The sequence below is a fragment of the Sphingobium sp. RC1 genome (assembly GCF_059738765.1).
This window is the reverse complement of record NZ_AP027309.1, coordinates 157,129-175,000: the sequence shown is the minus strand read 5'-3', so window position 1 is coordinate 175,000 and position 17,872 is coordinate 157,129. Positions and strand designations below refer to the sequence as shown.

Annotated in this window: 17 protein-coding genes (1 of these 17 cut by a window edge); 10 read left to right on the top strand and 7 right to left on the bottom strand. The window is 62.2% G+C overall.

Annotated features, from left to right (window positions below; all coding sequences use genetic code 11):
• From AC6JBC_RS17080 to AC6JBC_RS17070, 3 genes are all read left to right on the top strand, one after another.
• Positions 1 to 714 carry the 3' portion of an AAA family ATPase gene (locus AC6JBC_RS17080; RefSeq protein ID WP_449469649.1) on the top strand. 483 nt of this gene lie to the left of the window's left edge, so 714 of the gene's 1,197 nt are visible here — the last part of the coding sequence; its start codon lies beyond the left edge, outside the window; it ends in the stop codon at positions 712 to 714.
• 224 nt (positions 715 to 938) lie between these two features.
• Positions 939 to 2,030 carry a ParB/RepB/Spo0J family partition protein gene (locus tag AC6JBC_RS17075; RefSeq protein WP_498026656.1) on the top strand — a complete coding sequence of 364 codons (1,092 nt, stop codon included), beginning with the start codon at positions 939 to 941 and terminating at the stop codon, positions 2,028 to 2,030.
• Positions 2,031 to 2,241: 211 nt separating this feature from the next.
• Entirely contained in the window at positions 2,242 to 3,447 is a 1,206-nt protein-coding gene (locus AC6JBC_RS17070) for a replication initiator protein A (RefSeq protein WP_498026655.1), read from the top strand.
• A gap of 421 nt (positions 3,448 to 3,868) precedes the next feature.
• Here AC6JBC_RS17070 and AC6JBC_RS17065 read toward each other — a convergent pair whose 3' ends face one another.
• Positions 3,869 to 4,804: a hypothetical protein gene (locus tag AC6JBC_RS17065; protein WP_498026654.1), complete on the bottom strand. Its 936-nt coding sequence runs from the start codon at positions 4,802 to 4,804 to the stop codon at positions 3,869 to 3,871.
• Positions 4,805 to 5,005: 201 nt separating this feature from the next.
• Here AC6JBC_RS17065 and htpG point away from each other — a divergent pair, with 201 nt between their 5' ends.
• On the top strand, positions 5,006 to 6,886 hold the full coding sequence (htpG, locus tag AC6JBC_RS17060; protein WP_498026653.1) for a molecular chaperone HtpG: 1,881 nt from the start codon (positions 5,006 to 5,008) through the stop codon (positions 6,884 to 6,886).
• A 43-nt stretch (positions 6,887 to 6,929) separates the two neighbouring features.
• Here the strand turns inward: htpG and AC6JBC_RS17055 are convergent, their stop codons facing one another.
• Positions 6,930 to 7,319 carry a nuclear transport factor 2 family protein gene (locus tag AC6JBC_RS17055; protein ID WP_498026652.1) on the bottom strand — a complete coding sequence of 130 codons (390 nt, stop codon included), beginning with the start codon at positions 7,317 to 7,319 and terminating at the stop codon, positions 6,930 to 6,932.
• Between the two features lie 301 nt (positions 7,320 to 7,620).
• Between AC6JBC_RS17055 and AC6JBC_RS17050 the strand changes: the two genes are divergently transcribed.
• The 3 genes from AC6JBC_RS17050 (at position 7,621) to AC6JBC_RS17040 (ending at position 11,672) form a co-directional block, all read left to right on the top strand.
• Positions 7,621 to 9,123, top strand: coding sequence for an ATPase domain-containing protein (locus AC6JBC_RS17050; RefSeq protein WP_498026651.1), 1,503 nt, complete (start codon positions 7,621 to 7,623; stop codon positions 9,121 to 9,123).
• Positions 9,116 to 11,209, top strand: coding sequence for a hybrid sensor histidine kinase/response regulator (locus AC6JBC_RS17045; RefSeq protein ID WP_498026650.1), 2,094 nt, complete (start codon positions 9,116 to 9,118; stop codon positions 11,207 to 11,209). Before AC6JBC_RS17050 ends, AC6JBC_RS17045 begins: the two co-directional genes overlap by 8 nt.
• Positions 11,210 to 11,300: 91 nt before the next feature.
• Positions 11,301 to 11,672: a hypothetical protein gene (locus tag AC6JBC_RS17040; protein ID WP_498026649.1), complete on the top strand. Its 372-nt coding sequence runs from the start codon at positions 11,301 to 11,303 to the stop codon at positions 11,670 to 11,672.
• Between the two features lie 20 nt (positions 11,673 to 11,692).
• Here the strand turns inward: AC6JBC_RS17040 and AC6JBC_RS17035 are convergent, their stop codons facing one another.
• The 4 genes from AC6JBC_RS17035 to AC6JBC_RS17020 all read right to left on the bottom strand — a co-directional run bounded on the left by AC6JBC_RS17035 (position 11,693) and on the right by AC6JBC_RS17020 (position 14,514).
• On the bottom strand, positions 11,693 to 11,881 hold the full coding sequence (locus AC6JBC_RS17035) for a hypothetical protein (RefSeq protein ID WP_498026648.1): 189 nt from the start codon (positions 11,879 to 11,881) through the stop codon (positions 11,693 to 11,695).
• Positions 11,882 to 11,887: 6 nt separating this feature from the next.
• Complete coding sequence (locus tag AC6JBC_RS17030; protein WP_498026647.1) at positions 11,888 to 12,094, bottom strand: DUF3606 domain-containing protein; 207 nt, start codon at positions 12,092 to 12,094, stop codon at positions 11,888 to 11,890.
• Positions 12,095 to 12,339: 245 nt separating this feature from the next.
• Positions 12,340 to 13,587, bottom strand: a complete 1,248-nt coding sequence (locus AC6JBC_RS17025) for an MgtC/SapB family protein (protein ID WP_498026646.1) — start codon at positions 13,585 to 13,587, stop codon at positions 12,340 to 12,342.
• Positions 13,588 to 13,641: 54 nt separating this feature from the next.
• Positions 13,642 to 14,514, bottom strand: a complete 873-nt coding sequence (locus AC6JBC_RS17020; protein ID WP_498026645.1) for an MBL fold metallo-hydrolase — start codon at positions 14,512 to 14,514, stop codon at positions 13,642 to 13,644.
• 66 nt (positions 14,515 to 14,580) lie between these two features.
• Here AC6JBC_RS17020 and AC6JBC_RS17015 point away from each other — a divergent pair, with 66 nt between their 5' ends.
• From AC6JBC_RS17015 to AC6JBC_RS17005, 3 genes are read left to right on the top strand one after another with little or no spacing between them, the layout of a single operon-like run.
• Positions 14,581 to 14,898 (top strand): ArsR/SmtB family transcription factor, encoded by a 318-nt coding sequence (locus AC6JBC_RS17015; protein ID WP_498026644.1) that lies wholly within the window; start codon positions 14,581 to 14,583, stop codon positions 14,896 to 14,898.
• A 4-nt stretch (positions 14,899 to 14,902) separates the two neighbouring features.
• Positions 14,903 to 15,424, top strand: a complete 522-nt coding sequence (locus AC6JBC_RS17010; RefSeq protein WP_498026643.1) for a rhodanese family protein — start codon at positions 14,903 to 14,905, stop codon at positions 15,422 to 15,424.
• Positions 15,425 to 15,431: 7 nt separating this feature from the next.
• A complete protein-coding gene (locus AC6JBC_RS17005; RefSeq protein ID WP_498026642.1) occupies positions 15,432 to 16,211 on the top strand; it encodes a sulfite exporter TauE/SafE family protein in 780 nt (259 codons plus the stop codon).
• A gap of 293 nt (positions 16,212 to 16,504) precedes the next feature.
• Here the strand turns inward: AC6JBC_RS17005 and hemN are convergent, their stop codons facing one another.
• Positions 16,505 to 17,812, bottom strand: a complete 1,308-nt coding sequence (hemN, locus tag AC6JBC_RS17000; RefSeq protein ID WP_498026641.1) for an oxygen-independent coproporphyrinogen III oxidase — start codon at positions 17,810 to 17,812, stop codon at positions 16,505 to 16,507.
• Between the last annotated feature and the right edge of the window lie 60 nt (positions 17,813 to 17,872).

The following is a 17,872-nucleotide window of genomic DNA, read 5'->3' as shown; positions in this document are numbered from 1 at the left end:
ACACTCTATCCCTATCTGTCGATTGATCCGACGCAGGTCGACCTTCTCTATGCGGTCAAGCACACCGCCTGGCCCAATGTCGATCTGATCCCGTCGAACCTTGAGCTGTTCGATGTCGAATATGAATTGGCGGCGGCGGGCAGCGACGGCGGCTCCGTCCTCGCGGCGCGTTTCCGTAAGCTGAAACAGGGCCTGATGGACCTCGCCCGCCATTATGACGTGGTGCTGCTCGATCCCCCGCCAGCATTGGGCACGATCAGCCTTGCGGTGATGCAGGCAGCCAATGCGCTGCTGGTGCCGCTCGCCGCGACGACGCCGGACTTCTGCTCGACCGTCCAGTTCCTCTCAATGATGGATCAGGTCATCAAGCAGCTGCAAACCGCTGGCATAGAAGTCGATTATCAGTTCATCCGCCTGCTCTGCTCGAAATTCGACAGCAACGATCCCAGCCATTCGATGGTCCGCGCGATCATGGAGCAGAGCTTCGGCCCTGCCCTCCTCCCCGTCCCCATCCTCGACAGCGCGGAAATCAGCCATGCGGCGCTGCGCATGATGACCGTGTACGAACTGGAAAAGCCGATCGGTACGCCGCGCACCCACAAGCGCTGCCGCGCCAATCTCGACGAAGCCATGGGCCAGATCGAGGCACTCGTCCGCCAAAGCTGGGGCCGCGTCGCCCCCGCGCGTGAGGAGGACATCGTCAATGCGGCATGAGGCTTTGTTCACGCGGAGGCGCGGAGGCGCGGAGATATGGCGCTCCGCCGCAGGCGAAACTCTCTGCTCAAGGGTTCGGTGCAGCGGAGCTGCCCGCATGAAAAGTGCAGCTGCGCCGCAGCCACAATTGCTCCGCGTCTCCGCGTCTCCGCGCGAACCAAAATCAACGCTGTCCTACACAGGCATGTTCACCTTATGTTCCCCGCGAATCGGAGGACAAGCCCATGGCGCGTAAGCAATCGGACTATCTGGCAGCCCTTTTGTCGGACGAGGCGGAAAGCCCCGCCCCAGCACCATCGGCCGACAGCCCGCCTGTTGCCGAGGCCGAAACGTCGCCCCCCTCCCCTGCCCCGGCTCGCCCCGAACGCGCGCGCGGCGCAACGCTGCTCGGCCGCGAAACCGCACTTGCGCGCCTCGCGTCAGGCGAGGTGCGGCAGGTCACGCAATTGCTGCTCGATCCGGCAAAGGTTCGTATCTGGCGGGGCAACGCCCGACTTTATTCCCATCTGACTGAGGATAATTGCCGCGAACTGATCGACTCGATCATCGCGGAGGGCGGGCAAAAAGTGCCTGCCGTGATCCGCCGTGTCGAAGGCGATCCGGACCATGATTATGAAGTGATCGCTGGCACGCGCCGCCACTTCTCGATCAGCTGGCTGCGGGCGCACAGCTATCCCGACATGATGTTCGTGGCGCAGGTCGCCCAGCTGGACGACGAAGCCGCCTTCCGCCTCGCCGATCTGGAAAACCGCGCGCGCAAGGACGTCACCGACCTGGAACGCGCGCGCAACTATGCCGAAGCGCTGGGCGCCCATTATGGCAGCCACCTGACGCGCATGGCCGAACGGCTCAAGCTGTCCAAGGGCTGGCTCAGCAAGATGATCAAGGTCGCGGGCATTCCTGACTACATCATCGACGCCTTCCCTTCGCCGGGCGACGTCCAGCTAAAGCCCGCTTATCCGCTGGCGCAGGCGCTGGACGATCCTGCTGCTGCCCCGGCGATCAACGCAGAAGCCGCGCGGCTCATCACGACACAACGGGAACGCCGTTTTGCGGGTGCGCCGCCCATCCCGGCTGCCGAGGTCTTGAAGCGCCTGCTCGACGCGCCGCGCGTAGCCGTGTCGGAACCCAAGGAAGAACCCTTCACCTGGACCACGCGCTACGGCCGCCCTGCCCTCACCGTGCAGTCGGTCAATCGCCAGGGCATCACCATCCGCTTCCATGCGGGTTCGGGCGCGGACATGGCCACATTGGCGACCGCGCTCCGCGACACGCTCGAACATCTTGAGCGGCAGGGAATGGGTCTACAGCAGTGACAGGCTCGGGGGGGCACAACAGCATCGCGACACAGGGAAAGGGCATCTTGCCCGCCCTTGGGTCACGCGCTGTTTCCCCGGGGAAACAAGGCCACGCCAGATCGGGCCGCCCTCCCCTCTCCTCCCGGAGACTCCCTTCTTTCGCCCTAATCCTCTCGTCGTTTCCCCGGGGAAACAGCCTCACCCCCCTGCCCTTGCCAAGGAGCCGCCCATGACGCGCACCGGCAAGGCTGAGCTTACCGACCAGTTCGAGCTGTTCCTTCCCTATATCGCGGACATGCCGCTGCGCGACCAGCGCGAGATGATGGAGCGTCCCTTCTTCAGTCTCGCCAAGTCAAAGCGCGTCAAGCCGATCGATTACACCTCCCCCGACGGCAAAGCCTGGGTCCATGTGTCCGCCAATCCCGATTACGGCATGGCGACCATCTGGGATGCCGACATCCTCATCTATTGCGCCTCGGTTCTGGCCGACATGGCCCGGCGCGGCATCAACGATGTTCCGCGCAAGCTGCACCTCATGCCCTATGATCTGCTGCGCGCCATTCATCGCCCGACCACCGGCCGCGCCTATGAACTGCTCGGCCAGTCGCTCGACCGTCTGGTGTCCACCACCATCAAGACCAACATCCGCGCCGAAAACCGTCGGGAAGCAACCTTTAGCTGGCTCGATGGCTGGACCCAGCTTGTCGATGAACGCACCGAACGATCGCGCGGCATGACGATTGAACTCAGCAACTGGTTTTACGAAGGCGTGCTGATGCAGGGCGGCGTCCTGTCCATCGACCGTGCCTATTTCGACCTGACGGGCGGGCGCGAACGCTGGCTTTACAAGGTCGCGCGCAAACATGCTGGCGGGGCAGGGGAGGGGGGCTTCTCCATCTCCATGCCGACCCTGTTCGAAAAGTCAGGGGCAGAAGGCGCCTATCGCCGCTTCAAGTTCGAGATCGCCAAGATCGCCGAACGCGACCCATTGCCCGGCTACACCTTATTGCTCGAACAACCCCAGGGTAAGCGCGAGCCATCGCTACGCATGAGCCGCCGGACGGCCGAAGTCCCGCGCGCCTCAAACGACGCCTCGACTGCGAAACTGGGCGTCCCACCCAAGGCCGCGGCTCTGAACGGCGCGCCCGTTTCCATCAGCAAAAGTCCGGCGGCCGACCCGCAACCTTTGCTCGACGCCGGGGATGTCATCCGCCGCACAGTCACCAGCCTTTCCTCCCGCGCGACCGCTGGCGAACTCACCGACGCAACCCTCGCCACGCTGCGCACCGAATGTCCGGGTTGGGACTATCAGTCCCTCCATCAGGATTTCCGCAACTGGCTCGACGCTGACCCGACGCGCACGCCGGTCAACTACCAGAAAGCCTTCATCGGCTTCGTGCGCCGTTTCCATGAAAAGAACCGCCACCGCCTCTGACCTTTCGGCCCCAAAGGTCCCCTCGTCAGTCAGGCCTTGCTCGTTAGCGCATAAGCGTTCCCGAAGTGTCGGTTGCTCTATAGTGCGTTCGGCACCTGATTTCCCGAAGCGACTGCCAATTTCATTTCATCCACAGCTTTTGAACGACATTGAGCAGCCGACTGATGCAACTGATTCAATCCCTGCGCCAATCCGACGAGCAACCACGCACCATCGACACTCCAGGAACGGCCAACGCTCCTTCAGGAACGTTTCCCCGACACATCAGGAACGCCACGCTCGACACTCCGGGAACAAAAGCCCGACCTTTCGGGAACAGCCCGGTTCGCCCGACTCGCCTATCCCCGCCACTTTTGCCGCATCCCACGCAGGCTTAACTCTCTAACTTTCTACTAAACCCTATAACCAGAAGGAGATTCTTCTAGTTTTTGGAAGGGAGAGAAGTGGCAAGCTGCGACACCAATTTGGTCGCTCCTTGGTGGGAGATGCCGAGCAGGCGCGTTATCGCCACCTTGCTCAAACCCGGATAGGCCAGTTCCAACCGCATCAGCAGGGGCGCCTTGCTCCGCTTTGTCACTGGCAGCTCTTCGGGCAGCTTCTTGAGCCGCGCTTCAATCCGGTCAAGTTCCGCCAATCCTTGCGCCGCCTGCCGCCCGATCATTTCGATCAATTGCACCGTCAGCGTCCTTATATCCACGCCGGGAAATCGGGGCAGATCGACGAAGGACGGCAGTCGCCGTGCCGTCAACCCGCACGCTTCGAGCGCCGCCGGAATGTGCGCCGCCACCACCCATCCCAAATCTGTCCGCCGGGGATCAATCTGCAACTGCCGTCCATCCGCCGTCGTCAGCAATTGTCCCTCGCTCATCGGAGCCGCCAGGTCTTCCCGCGCCGCGAGGAGGCGCTCTGCCACCTCTTCCACGCCCGTTGAAGGGTAGGGGGCCTCCACGACCGCCTGAACCGCCCGCCAGGCCGGGCCGAAGCGTACCAGATCATCTGATGCCCAGATCTGTGCCTCTTTCCTGTCGTCCAGCAGCTGGCGTGATATGTTCAGCGTCGCCCGCGCTATCGGATCGCGCTCGCCCTCGCTCGCCGAAAGCACGAAATGAACCAGCGCCGCGATCGACAAGGGGTCATTCAGCCCCTCGCTATGGCGGGGCGGGGGCGTCCGCCCGCAAATCCAGTCCTGCAAATCTCCGAAGGAAATGGGCACGGACGCGACACTGGCCAGCGCCGCGGCCCCTTTAAGGCGCGACCGGGCAAGCCAGATGTCGGTGGCCGGGCTGTTGGCAAGCCGCCCGTCGAGCCTCCCCAACAAAAGAAACGCCTGCTCCGGAGATGAAGAAAAATCCAGCATTTCCGGGCTATATCAGCATATTGGATGTAACCAAACACATATGTTAGTTACATATGCTTTTCCGCCCCCTCCTGCCGTTCTGAACGCGCTCAATTCACCTTCTCATTCATGAATTGAACCCCAATCCAGCTTGAATCCCGCCACTCCCCGCGCCATTTGTCCCGGCGGCCAAAATTCATTGGAGGGCATGAAAGAAACGCCATGACGAACCCGACCGACGCTGCTCCTGAAACCCGTTCCTTCGAAGCTGACGTAGCCAAATTGCTGCACCTGATGGTGCACTCGGTCTATTCGGACAAGGATGTGTTCCTGCGCGAACTCATCTCCAACGCCGCCGACGCCTGCGAAAAGCTGCGCTATGAGAGCCTCAGCAATCCCGCGCTCGCCGCTGGTGGCAGCCCGCAAGTGACGGTGACGCTCGATCCCGACGCCCGCCAGCTATCGATCGAGGACAACGGCATCGGCATGAGCGAGGGCGAACTTGTCGATGCGCTCGGCACGATCGCGCGTTCGGGCACGAAGGCGTTCATGGAACGCGTCGCCAGCGCCAAGGAAGCGGAAGGCACGCAGCTGATTGGCCAGTTCGGCGTCGGCTTCTATTCGGCCTTCATGGTTGCGGATCGCGTCGATGTCCTGTCCCGCCGCGCAGGCTCCGACCAGGCGGCGCGCTGGTCGTCCGACGGCCTTGGCACCTATACCGTCCAACCCGCCGAAACGGCCGAGGCGCCCGAACATGGCACCCGCGTCATCCTGCATCTTAAGGAAGACGCCGCGTCCTACACTGAACGCTATCGCGTCCAGCAGATCATCAAGGACCAGTCCGGCCATGTTCCGGTGCCGATCTTCCTCAAGGAGAAGCCCGATGCGGAGGCCGAGCAGATCGCGGATGGCGCTGCGCTCTGGACCAAGCCCAAGAGCGAGATCAGAGCGGAGGAATATACCGACTTCTACCGCAGCGTCGCCGGCCAGTTTGACCAGCCCGCGCTGACGTTGCACTATCGGGCCGAGGGTCTGCACGAATATTCCGTGCTGGCCTTCGTTCCCGAAATGAAGCCGTTCGACCTGTTCGATCCCGACCGCACGGGCCGCATGAAGCTCTATGTCCGCCGCGTCTTCATCACCGATGAGGCGGAGATATTGCCCCGCTACCTGCGCTTCGTGCGCGGTCTCGTAGATTCCAGCGACCTGCCGCTCAACGTGTCGCGCGAGATGATCCAGCAGAGCCCGGTGTTGGCGGCGATCCAGAAGGGCGTCAGCAACCGCGTCCTCAGCGAGCTTGAGAAGCTCTCCGCCAATGACGGCGAAGCCTATATCAAATTCTGGGACAATTTCGGCGCAGTGCTGAAGGAAGGGCTGTACGAGGACTTCGCCCGCCGCGAGCAATTGCTCGGCCTAGCCCGCTTTAAATCCACGACCTCCGGCGACAGCTGGCGCTCGCTGAAGGACTATGCCGAGGGCATGAAGGAGAACCAGACGGCGATCTACTACGCCACCGGCTCCGACCTCGATCGCCTCGCTTCCTCGCCGCAGCTGGAAGGTTTCCGCGCGCGCGGGATCGAGGTGCTGCTGCTGACCGATCAGGTGGACAGCTTCTGGGTCACCGCTGGCGTCGATTATGATGGCAAGCCCTTCAAATCGGTAACGCAGGGCCTTGCCGACCTCAGCCTCGTGCCCCTGCCCGAAGGGGAGGCGGCTGCGCCCGCTGCTTCGGAAGAAGTCAGCAGCTTCATCGATTTCGCCAAGGATCTGTTGAAGGATCAGCTATCCGATGTCCGCGTGTCCGAGCGGCTGACCGAAAGCCCGGTCTGCCTCGTCGCGGCCGAACATGGCATGGATCGGCAGCTGGAAAAGCTGCTGGCCGCCGCCGGTCGCGGCGCTGGGGCTTCTATGCCCGTGCTCGAACTCAACCCGCGCCACAGCCTGATCGTCCGGCTGAGCGGCCTTCAGGACGACAACAGCCTGCGCGAAGATGCCGCCTGGCTGCTGCTGGACGAGGCGCGGATTGCCGATGGTGAATTGCCCACCGATCCGCGCGCCTTTGCCGAACGGCTCGGCCGGGTCATGGCGAAGGCTCTCGGCTAATCACGATCTGCTGGCCCGGTCTCATCCACCGGGCCAGCGTATATCAGGCGAGCGTCACGAAGATTTCCGCCTCGATCAGCCACTCGTCCCGAATCTTGCGCCATTTCGCGCTGTAGATGCCGGACGCGGTCAGCTCCTGCGTGGCCGCTGCCATACCTTTCCATTCGCCCTGTTCCATCGCGATCGGTTCGACCGGCGAAACGGTGATGCTGGTGGGCATCCGGATATAGATAGTGCGCTCGGGCGCTGCGAACTCGCGCTTCCATGCCATCAGCTGCGCCTTCCGGCCGCTGATCACCCCGCTGTCACTGCCGGTCACGAGTATCGCGGCGAGTGACAGCAACGGGCCAATCGCGCTCAGGTCCATCTCGGCCAACGCCCGGTTGAATGCCGCCCGCCGCATTCGGATCGTTAGGTCGCAGGATTGGGTCACTCTACTATTCCTATCAGCACTGCATGTGTCAGCCGCCTATGATCCAGCGCCGTCGCCGCTGCAAGGAAGCAGCATAGAGTGAATCCGGCCGACACCCACCCCGATGGCACCGACGCAATCTCTGCGCCCCACGATGCACCCGATCGTTAAGCCATTGCAATGACGATGCAACCGCCAGGATATTGTGGCGTTATAGCTTGATGATTTTGCGGTGCGGTGCGTCTGATCCTGCTTGGGCAGGGGATGGATTTTGTGACTTTGATCGATATGCTGACGTCCGTGCTGACGGAGGCATGGTTGAATGACAGGGATTTTTGATCGCGTTTCGACGGGCAATTCAGGGCTCGATCTGGTATTGGGCGGGGGTCTGCCTGCCCAGAGGCTGTATCTCGTCGAAGGCGCTCCCGGATCGGGAAAGACGACGCTCGCGCTGCAATTCCTGCTCGAAGGCGTGGCGGCGGGCGAGCCGGTCCTCTACGTCACGCTGTCGGAAACCAGCGAGGAATTATCGGTCGTCGCTGCCTCGCACGGCTGGGACCTGAACAACGTCAACCTCTTCGAACTTGCCTCTGCCGATTCCGTGCTGGGCATAGGACGGGACCAATCGATCCTGCACAGCTGGGAAATGGAACTGGGCGGCACCATCGAACTGATCCGGGAGGAGGTGCAACGGCTAAAGCCGCGTCGCATCGTGTTCGACAGCCTGTCCGAATTGCGGCTTCTGGCGCAGGACCCACTCCGCTACCGGCGCCAGCTGCTGTTCCTCAAACAATTTTTCGCGCAGATCGACACCACGGTTCTGCTGGTGGACGACCTGACCGGCGGCGCGGGTATCCGCGACAATCACCTGCATAGTCTCTGCCATGGAGTGATAACGCTGGAACGGCTGACGCTCGATTTCGGCGCGGCGCGGCGGCGCATGCAAATTCAAAAGATGCGCGGGGTCGATTTCGTCGCCGGTTATCACGACATGATCATCCGCAAGGGCGGCATCGACATATTCCCCCGCCTCATCGCGTCCGACCATCATGCGCCGTTCGTCGGCGAACCGGTGCCCAGCAAGATTCCGGAGCTCGACGCCATTCTGGACGGCGGTCCCCAACGCGGCACCAGCACGCTCATCACGGGTCCTGCGGGCGCGGGCAAGACGACGCTGGCCCTGCAATATGTCATCGCCGCCTGCGAACGCGGCGAAAATGCGGTGATATATGAATTTGATGAGCGGATCGGCACGCTCATCGCCCGAGCGCGATTGTTCGGAACGGATCTACAGGCTTTGATGGACGACGGCCGCCTTGTCATCCGCCAGATCGATCCGGCCGAGGTCGCGCCCGGCGAATTCGCCGCCATGGTCAGGCAGGAAGTGGAGGAGCGTGATTCACGCATCATCCTGATCGACAGCCTCAACGGATATCTGGCGGCCATGCCCCAGGAACAGCAGCTGATCCTGCAATTGCATGAGCTTCTGTCGTACCTCAGCCACCGGGGCGTCGTGACCTTGCTTGTCAATCCACAGCAGGGTTTCTTCGGGTCGATGCGAACCGACGAACTGAATGTGTCCTACATTGCGGACATCGTCATCCTTATGCGCTTTTTCGAGGCGGATGGGCGCATTCGCAAGGCGCTGTCGGTCATCAAGCACCGCAGCGGCGCGCATGAGGACTCCATCCGCGAATTCAGGATCGATACCCATGGCGTTCGCGTCGGCGCGCCGCTCTCTGATTTCAGGGGCGTGCTGACCGGGACGCCGGAATATCTGGGAGCTTCTTCACCACTGATGGAGGACCGCGACGGCCGTGCATAAGGCCGCCGCATCCTCAACCCTCCGGGTCATCGTCAGCGCACCCTATGGCAGCGACGCCGACAGCGTGACGCGGCTGCTGCGGGGGGAGGGGCATCGGGTCCAAATCTGCCCCACCCTAACCGAGATGGCAGAGGCGATCGACGAGCAGACAGGCGTCGCACTCGTCACGGAAGAAGCGTTGTTCACCGACCTGGGTCCGTTGCACCGCGCGCTGGATGCGCAGCCTGCATGGTCGGACATTCCCTTCATACTGCTCGCCGGACGGCAGGCGGGCCGCTTTGGTTCCAGTGAGGCCATAAGGCGCCGATTGCCCGATAACGCGCTTAGCGTCATCCTGCTGGAACGGCCGGTCAGCGGGGAATCGCTGATTAGCGCCGTCGCGTCGGGCATAAGGGCTCGGCAGAAGCAATTGCAGATCCGCGACCAATTTGCAGCCATCAATGCAGAACGCAGCCGCCTCAATACGTTGCTCGAAAATCTTCCGGTCGGCGTTGCCTTCATCAATGTCGATGGCAGCACTTTGCTTTCCAACCCCGCATTCCGCCGTTTCCTGCCCAGCGGAGAAATCCCCGCCCGATTGCCCGACGCCGAGGATCGGTGGGAAGGCTATGAAGAGGACGGCACCCGTATCACGCGCGATCGCTTCGTGACGATGCGCGCTCTGAAGGGCGAGCAGGTGCGAGGGATCGAGTTTCTGCATCACCCGACAGAAGGTCCGCCGGTCTGGACCCGGATAAGTGGCGTGCCGCTGCTCGACCCCGGCAGCTCACAGGTTACAGGCTCCATTTCCGTAATCGTCGACATAGACGAGCAGAAGCGGAGCCAGCAGGCGCTCGCGGAGGCGACTCAGCGGCTCGAGCAGGAGGTCGACGCCCGCACCCTTGAATTGCGGGAGGCGCTGCTGCGACTGGAAGCCGAGGCGGAAGAACGCGCCCGTGCCGAGGAAGCGTTGCGCCAGGCGCAGAAGATGGAGGCGGTCGGCCAATTGACCGGCGGAATCGCGCATGACTTCAACAATATGCTGACGGGCATCATTGGAGCCATCGACATTCTGAAGCGCCGGATTTCCAGCGGTCGACTGGACGACCTAGATCGCTTCATGGATGCCGCCAGCACATCGGCGCAGCGCGCGGCGGCGCTGACGTCCCGATTGCTCGCCTTTTCCCGTCGGCAGTCGCTCGACAGCCGCCCCACCGACGTCTGCAAGCTCATTCATTCGCTGGAGGACCTGCTTCGCCGCACCATGAATGAATCGATCGAGGTGGTAATCCTTTCCTCCCCCCCGTTACCGACGGCGCTGGTGGACGCCAATCAGCTGGAAAGCGCGATCATCAACCTTGCGATCAATGCCCGCGACGCGATGCCTGATGGCGGCCGCCTGACGCTGTCATGCGAAGAGGTGGAACTGGATGCGGAGTGCTGCGCGCGCAATCCAGGCATCACGCCGGGCCGCTATATCATGGTTGGGGTGTCTGACACCGGCGTCGGCATCGATGGCGATACGCTGGACAAGGTGTTCGATCCCTTCTTCACTACCAAGCCGATCGGGCAGGGTACGGGCCTGGGCCTGTCGATGGTCTATGGCTTCGCCAAGCAGTCGAATGGCCTGGTGCGCATCAACTCGACGGTGGGCGAAGGAACGGTGGTCAGGATATTCCTGCCGGTTGCGGAACAGCAAGTTGAAGCCGAAACCTTGGAACATGCCGCCATTCACCATGGTGACGGCCAGTCGGTGCTGCTGGTCGAGGATGATGAGTCCGTCCGGCTCCTCGTGCGCGATGTGCTTGAGGAACTGGGCTACAAGGCAACAGAGGCCGCCGACGGACAGCAGGCGGTGCGCATATTGGAGTCCGGGCGGCGTTTCGACCTCATGATCTCGGATGTTGGCTTGCCGGGAATGAACGGGCGGCAATTGGCGGAAATCGCGCGAGCGCATTTGCCCGACCTGCCCATCCTGTTTGTGACGGGCTATGCGGAAGGAGCCGCCGTGCGGGGTGGCTTCCTGTCCAACAACATGCAGATGATCACCAAGCCATTCCAGATCGAAATGCTCTCCGCCCGCATCCGCGAAATGCTGGAAAGCTGATGGGAAGCTAGCCCGTTACTCCGTGGAACGTCCCGTGTGCGACTAATGGGCGGCTGGGACGTTTATCGGCAGGGCTTTGGAGAAGCACGACATGTCGGCTATCGGCTGGAAAATCGATGAGGCCGAGCGCTTGTCCCTCCTCCGCCGCTTCCCGCCGATCTGGCCGGATGTCGTGGCAGATCACATTACGCTGAAATCCGGCGTGGCAGAGGATGAGCCTTTGCCCGATCTGCAGCAGGCGGAGATTGTCGGCAGCATCAGCGACGGTGAAGGGCTCCAGGCCCTGATCGTTGTCGTAGGCGGTCATAGTGGACGGCCAGATGGAGGCACCTTCCACATCACCTGGTCGCTCGACCGCAGCCGGGGCCGGGAAGCAGTGCAAAGCAATGACGTCATCGAGGATTTGGGGTGGCGGCGTCTCCCCGAACCCGTTCCAATCAGGGTTAGCCCGGCGCGCTTCTAGAGAAAGCCTGCTTTCTTCGATCAGAGGGTGGGCTGCCCCTGATAATTACCGACGACGTTGGTGCCAGCCTCCTGATTATTCTGCAATTCTTCCCCATGCCACACGTTGCGACCGATGAAGAGGATTGCGATGATCACGGCTATCGCCAGGACGATCAAGGCAGCCGCCCGTCCTGTATTACGGGGCGGTGGTGGGTCGATGTGGTTCATGGCACGTCAGCGGTTTCGGTCGATATAGTCGGCTACCGCATTGACGCTATGGCCGACCTTTTCCACCGCTTCCTCCAATTGGCGCCGAGATGTCTGAAAACGCTGGGACCAATATTGTACCTCCATATCCTCCTTTAGCGACACATGTTTCAGATCGCGGGGAACAGGCGGGGCATTGCTCTGGACTTGAGGTTGCAGATCTATCGTGGACATGGCGATCTATTTTCCTGACGAGAGCTCCGGTCTTCAAACGCGCGTCAGTGTTCTCAGAACCTGCCCTTGGAGCAGCTAAATCGGGGGCTGACGCCGCTACTCTCTGTGGTAAGAGCGAGCACGGCAGGATGATGTTCCGGTGCCACTGGTAAAGTTCATAACCTGCATTATGCAGCTCGGAATTCATCGCGGCCGGGGGAAGTCGGCGGCGGTGCTCCCCTTGGGTCAATAGAAGGAGCAGACGGTCAGCCGATCGCGATCCAGGCGGCAAGGCTCGCCGCTGCCGCTGCAAGAGCAGCGAACAGCGGTATTGCGGCTCTCATGCCGCCGTGGCCCCAACCGATGCCCACCGTCATGACGCCTTTGGCCAGAGTGTTGGCCAACACCGCACCGCCCAGTACGAAGCCAGCGGTTTGATCATCGATCGCATGTGGCGGGAGCCCCGCCATCGTCATCACGGCGGCGTCGACGTCCGATATACCGGTGAGAGTCAGGACGACTGCCATGCCCTCCTGCCCAAAATGTTCCAATGCCCAACGCGCGGCGAGCGACAATCCCGCGACAAGGGCAGCCAGCAGGAGTGCGGGGGTAAAGCCCAAGGGATTGGCGACGGCGGCTCCGTTGCCGCCTTTGCCGTGGGCGCGCCATGCGGTCAGGGCGAACGCGACGGCTACAAGCGCTGCCGGAGCCATGGTCAGTGCCAGAGACGGTAGCGCGCGGGGAACGAGGACGAGTGCTACCAACTGCACCCTTATGAACATCACGATTGATGCCACCGCAATGCCTGCCGTCAATAATCCTCGGCCATCGGGTTCGTCGCGGAGCCGCCTGGCATAATCGGCGGTGACGGCGGTGGACGACACAATGGCCCCGGTAAGCGCGACCAGCAACACGCCGCGATCGCGGCCGAAGCGCCTGGAGATCGCATAACCGGCGAAGGACAGTCCCATCACGAAGACGACCACCATCCAGATTTTCCTGGGGTTCCAGGCGTCGTAAGGGCCATAGGAGGCATCTGGCAGTAGCGGCAGGATGATGAGAGACACCAGCAGGAAGCGGGACACACCCTCAATCTCGCTCTCATCCATTCCCCGGAGCAGAGCGTGCATCGATTGCCGTGAGCTCAATATCGCAAAGATCGCCGCACCTGTTGCCAGGCCCAAAGCAGGCGAGATGCGCGTGGCGCAGAAACCGGCGCCGAAGGTCAGTAGGCCTGCCAGCGTTGTGGTTGCGGACAGATGATCTTGATCGGCGCTTCGGCTGTAGCCGACCGTCAGCACGACCGAGACGCCCAGGCCCAGGGCAGCGGCGACCATGTCGGGGGCAAGGCCGCCGAGCCCCCCAAGTAAACCGATCAGCCCAAAGGTGCGAAAGCCCGCGACCCTGCGCCCCTTGCCGAAGTTCCGCTGTGTCCAGCCGCGCTCCATCCCTACAAGCAGGCCCACTGCGATCGATGCGATCAGGGAAAGATAGGGGTGAGCGATATTGAACATGGTCGCAGCTAGCCTAAGCGCATCGGAGCAGATCGCGATAGGTATAAGTCGCAGTCAAATCGTCTTCATCTTCACCGGAATTTTGAGATAGCGAACGCCGTTGCTTTCGGCTTCGGGGAAATGACCTGCGCGGATATTGACCTGAATCGAAGGCAACAGCAGGCGAGGCACGGGCAGCGTCGCATCACGGGCTTCGCGCATGGCGACGAAGCTGTCTTCATCCACTCCGTCATGGATATGGACGCTTGCACGCCGTTCTTCACCTACTGTCGTTTCCCAACGATAGTCATCGCGGCCGGGCGCTTTATAGTCGTGACACAGAAACAGGCGGGTTTCATCGGGCAGGCTCAGCAGCCGCCGGATGGAACGGTAAAGAATGCGAGCGTCGCCACCGGGGAAATCCGCCCGCGCCGTCCCATAGTCGGGCATGAACAATGTATCGCCGACAAAGGCCGCATCGCCGACCAGATAGGCGATGTCCGCAGGTGTATGCCCAGGAACATGCATGACGGTGAAGCGCAGCATGCCCACTGCAAACTGTTCGCCATCTCGAAACAACCGGTCGAAATCCGAACCATCGATCCGCATGTCGTTGAGTCCGAAGACGGGACGGAAGATTTTCTGCACGTCGCAAATATGCTCGCCAATGCCGATCGGCGCACCGGTCCTGCTCTTGATAAAGGGTGCTGCGGACAGATGATCGGCATGGGCGTGCGTCTCCAGCACCATAGTGATCCGCCAACCCTGTTTTTCAGCAAAGGCCAGCAGCCGCTCGGCTGAGCGCGTATCAACTTCCCCGCTGGCAATGTCGAAATCCATCACCGGGTCGATGACTGCCGCCTCCCAGGTTTCGGGGTCAGCGACCAGATAGCTCACCGTATAGGTCGCCTCGTCGAAAAAGGCTTCGATCAGGGGCTTTGTGTCCATGTCGTCCTCCATTGCTCCTTGACAATATATTACATGTATCTAAATTAGCAATATCTAATGGAGTACATGATGATCCGTCCGTTGATGAACCTCGCCACCTTCGAAAAGAAGGCGGGCGAAGTCTCGGACCTGCTGAAAGCGATGGGCAACGTCCGGCGCCTGATGGTGCTGTGCAAGCTGGTCGAACATGGCGAAATGACCGTGGGCGACCTCGCGCAACAGGTCGGTTTGTCGCAATCCGCCCTGTCGCAGCATCTCGCCAGGATGCGGGAGGAGGGGCTGGTCGCTTTTCGACGGGAGAGCCAGACGCTCTGGTATCGCATCGCCGATGCGCGGACGGAACAGCTCCTCGCCAGTCTCTACACTATCTTCTGCAAGGAATGATCCGATGCCGATCCCAACCATTACTCCGCACGACGCGGATAAAGCCGTGGCCAAGGGCGCCACGCTCGTCGATATTCGTGGACCTGACGAACATGCCCGCGAGCATATTGCGGGGGCGATTCATGTCCCGCTCGATCGTCTGGAGGAACTGCCACAGGTGGCCGGGCCAATCATCTTTCACTGCAAGTCAGGCATGCGAACGCAAGCCAATGAGGCAGCCTTGCAGGCGGCGGCGGGCTTCACGCCCTGCCATATACTTCAGGGCGGTCTGGACGGCTGGCGCGCGGCGGGATTGCCGACGCGGCTCGACCGGGCACAGCCGTTGGAGATCATGCGGCAGGTGCAACTGGTGGCCGGTAGCCTTGTGCTGCTGGGCGCCCTGCTCGGTTTCCTCGTTGCTCCTGCCTTTTTCGGCCTATCGGCCTTTGTTGGCGCGGGGTTGATGATGGCGGGGGCGACCGGCTGGTGCGGCATGGCGAAGCTGTTGCAGGCGATGCCATGGAATCGCCGTTCTCTCGGCGCGTAGGCCGATCATGTCTCCGGCTATGATCGTTGCGGCTCTGGCTTCGGGCGGCCTGATCGGGACCGTATTGGGTCTGGTCGGCGGCGGCGGCTCGATCCTTGCCGTGCCGCTGCTGGTCTATGTGGTGGGCGTGGGGTCTGCTCATGCCGCCATCGGGACGGCAGCGGTCGCCGTAGCCGCCAATGCGGCTTTCAGCCTGATCGGCCATGCCCGCGCCGGTACAGTGAAATGGCCATGCGCCCTCGTTTTCGCGGGAGCTGGCGTCACTGGCGCGGCGATCGGCGCGGAAATCGGCAAGGCCATATACGGCCAGCGATTGCTGATGCTGTTTGGCTTGCTGATGATCGGCGTGGGGCTTTCCATGCTGCGGACGAAGCGCACCACCGACGCGCCCGATGTACGACTGTCGCGAGCAACCGCTGGTCGGTTGTTGCCGCGCCTCGTTCCGATCGGCCTTGGAGTGGGATTGGCCGCCGGCTTTTTCGGGATCGGCGGCGGCTTTCTGATTGTGCCGGGGCTGATGATGGCGACTGCCATGCCGCTCAACAATGCAGTGGGAACGTCGCTTGTCGTCGTCACGGCGCTGGACCTTACTACTGCGGCTTCCTATGCGCTGTCGGGCTTTGTCGATTGGTCACTCGTGGGGGTATTGATCGCGGGCGGTGTCGGTGGGGCGGCTATCGGTATCGCACTCGGCCGAAAGATGGCGGCGCGCAAAGGGCTGCTGGAGCGGTTGTTCGCCGTCACGGTGACCGCCGTGGGGGCCTATGTCGCGCTGCGCGGCGTCTGAGTTTCCCGTCATCGCGGTCTAACATGCTGCTAGTTCGGTCGTCCAGGATGACGACGGCGTGAACGGTTCAACTAAGGGGAGCAAGATCCATCTGCTCTGGCTTGATTCGCTTGCGTCCGCACATGAGGAAGTGGCAGCCCATTTTCTCGTCCGAAGGCAGCGCGGGCTTGTGTCGGCCCGGAGGTCTCCAACCGAGAGGGGCTGGGCCGCAGAAATAGGGCGAACGCGCCGCAAAGTGGGGCACCTGTCCGGCCGAGAGGCTGGCAAAGGCGAGGCTTGCCAGCGCCAGCGCACTAAACCGCATGGCTGAACCGCTTTTCCGCTGGTTGCAGATAGCTGTCGAATGCGGCGGCTATGCTGCGGGCGTAGGGGAGCGCGCCGGGGGTCAGTTGCACTCGGCCTTCGCTCAATCGCAATAGGCCAATTCGCTCGAAGCGCGACAGGTCCGGCTGGGGCAGGACAGTGCCCACATGCGCTTCGCCCCGGCAGAGGATCGCCTCGATGATCCGGCCACGACGCCCGTCATCGCCCGTGCGCAGCGTGCCGCGGGTGGCGGAAAGCTTGCCGCGCTCTACGCGTTCGCGCCAAGGCCCGGCCTGCTTTTCATTCTGGACGATGAGGTCCGGAAATTGGCTGATCGCACTGGCGCCCAGACCCAGGAGGATATCGGCGGGATCATCGGTAAAGCCCTGAAAGTTGCGGCGCAGCCGTCCGTCGCGGGCTGATATTGCCAGGCCGTCCTGCGGCAGGGCGAAATGGTCGAAGCCGATCGCCGCATAACCAGCGGCGGTTAACATGCGATAGCCTTGTGCGGCCATGTCGAAGCGCGCGGCGAGATCGGGCAGATTGCTGCCGTCGATGCGGCGCTGGCGGGGCAGTAGCTGCGGCATATGGGCATAGCCGAACAGGGCGACACGGGCGGGTTGCATCGCGACGCTTGCTTCCAAAGTCGCCGCAAGATCGTCGAGGCTTTGGCCGGGTAGGCCATACATGAGGTCGAAACCGATCGCGATCCCGGCTGCGCGGAGTTGATCGACGGCTCGCTCCACCATGTCGAGCGGCTGAATGCGGCCGATCGCGGCCTGAACATGCGGGGTGAAGGTCTGTACGCCAAGGTTGACGCGGCTGACGCCCATGGCCGCCATGGTGGAAATCCAGGTGGCGTCGAGGCGGCGCGGGTCCAGTTCGACCGAGATTTCGGCGTCACGTGCATCGAAACAGAGCAGCAATTGCTGAAGCAGGCGGACGAAATCGACGAGCGGCAGCGAATTGGGACTACCGCCGCCAAAGGCGATCCGCGCGACGCGTCCGCGTCCACGCAAGCGTCCCGCGATGGAAGCCATCTCTCGTTCCAGTGCCTCCACATAGGCTGTCAACCGCTGGGCGCGATTGGCCGCCCCTGTATTGCAGCCGCAATACCAGCATATGTCGTGGCAATAGGGGATATGGACATAGAGGGAGAGGAGGGCGTCCGTTTCCATCCCATCCAGCCTGGCTGCAAGGTCATCCGCGCCCACATCGGCGGTGAACTGCGCGGCAGTGGGATAGCTGGTGTAGCGCGGCACCGGCTGGGCCAGCAGGTCAGGATAATAGGTCCACATGGCTTAACCGGATCGCATGGGGCAGCGCGCGCAGCATTGAGCCAGGTCAAATTGCCGCTT

What these genes read in the sequence shown, in the direction of transcription:
- AC6JBC_RS17075 (WP_498026656.1), top strand. Translation starts at nt 939, where the DNA reads ATGGCGCGTAAGCAATCGGACTATCTGGCAGCCCTTTTGTCGGACGAG.
- AC6JBC_RS17070 (WP_498026655.1), top strand. Translation starts at nt 2,242, where the DNA reads ATGACGCGCACCGGCAAGGCTGAGCTTACCGACCAGTTCGAGCTGTTC.
- AC6JBC_RS17065 (WP_498026654.1), bottom strand. Translation starts at nt 4,804, where the DNA reads ATGCTGGATTTTTCTTCATCTCCGGAGCAGGCGTTTCTTTTGTTGGGG.
- htpG (WP_498026653.1), top strand. Translation starts at nt 5,006, where the DNA reads ATGACGAACCCGACCGACGCTGCTCCTGAAACCCGTTCCTTCGAAGCT.
- AC6JBC_RS17050 (WP_498026651.1), top strand. Translation starts at nt 7,621, where the DNA reads ATGACAGGGATTTTTGATCGCGTTTCGACGGGCAATTCAGGGCTCGAT.
- AC6JBC_RS17040 (WP_498026649.1), top strand. Translation starts at nt 11,301, where the DNA reads ATGTCGGCTATCGGCTGGAAAATCGATGAGGCCGAGCGCTTGTCCCTC.
- AC6JBC_RS17035 (WP_498026648.1), bottom strand. Translation starts at nt 11,881, where the DNA reads ATGAACCACATCGACCCACCACCGCCCCGTAATACAGGACGGGCGGCT.
- AC6JBC_RS17030 (WP_498026647.1), bottom strand. Translation starts at nt 12,094, where the DNA reads ATGTCCACGATAGATCTGCAACCTCAAGTCCAGAGCAATGCCCCGCCT.
- AC6JBC_RS17025 (WP_498026646.1), bottom strand. Translation starts at nt 13,587, where the DNA reads ATGTTCAATATCGCTCACCCCTATCTTTCCCTGATCGCATCGATCGCA.
- AC6JBC_RS17020 (WP_498026645.1), bottom strand. Translation starts at nt 14,514, where the DNA reads ATGGACACAAAGCCCCTGATCGAAGCCTTTTTCGACGAGGCGACCTAT.
- AC6JBC_RS17015 (WP_498026644.1), top strand. Translation starts at nt 14,581, where the DNA reads ATGATGATCCGTCCGTTGATGAACCTCGCCACCTTCGAAAAGAAGGCG.
- AC6JBC_RS17010 (WP_498026643.1), top strand. Translation starts at nt 14,903, where the DNA reads ATGCCGATCCCAACCATTACTCCGCACGACGCGGATAAAGCCGTGGCC.
- AC6JBC_RS17005 (WP_498026642.1), top strand. Translation starts at nt 15,432, where the DNA reads ATGTCTCCGGCTATGATCGTTGCGGCTCTGGCTTCGGGCGGCCTGATC.
- hemN (WP_498026641.1), bottom strand. Translation starts at nt 17,812, where the DNA reads ATGTGGACCTATTATCCTGACCTGCTGGCCCAGCCGGTGCCGCGCTAC.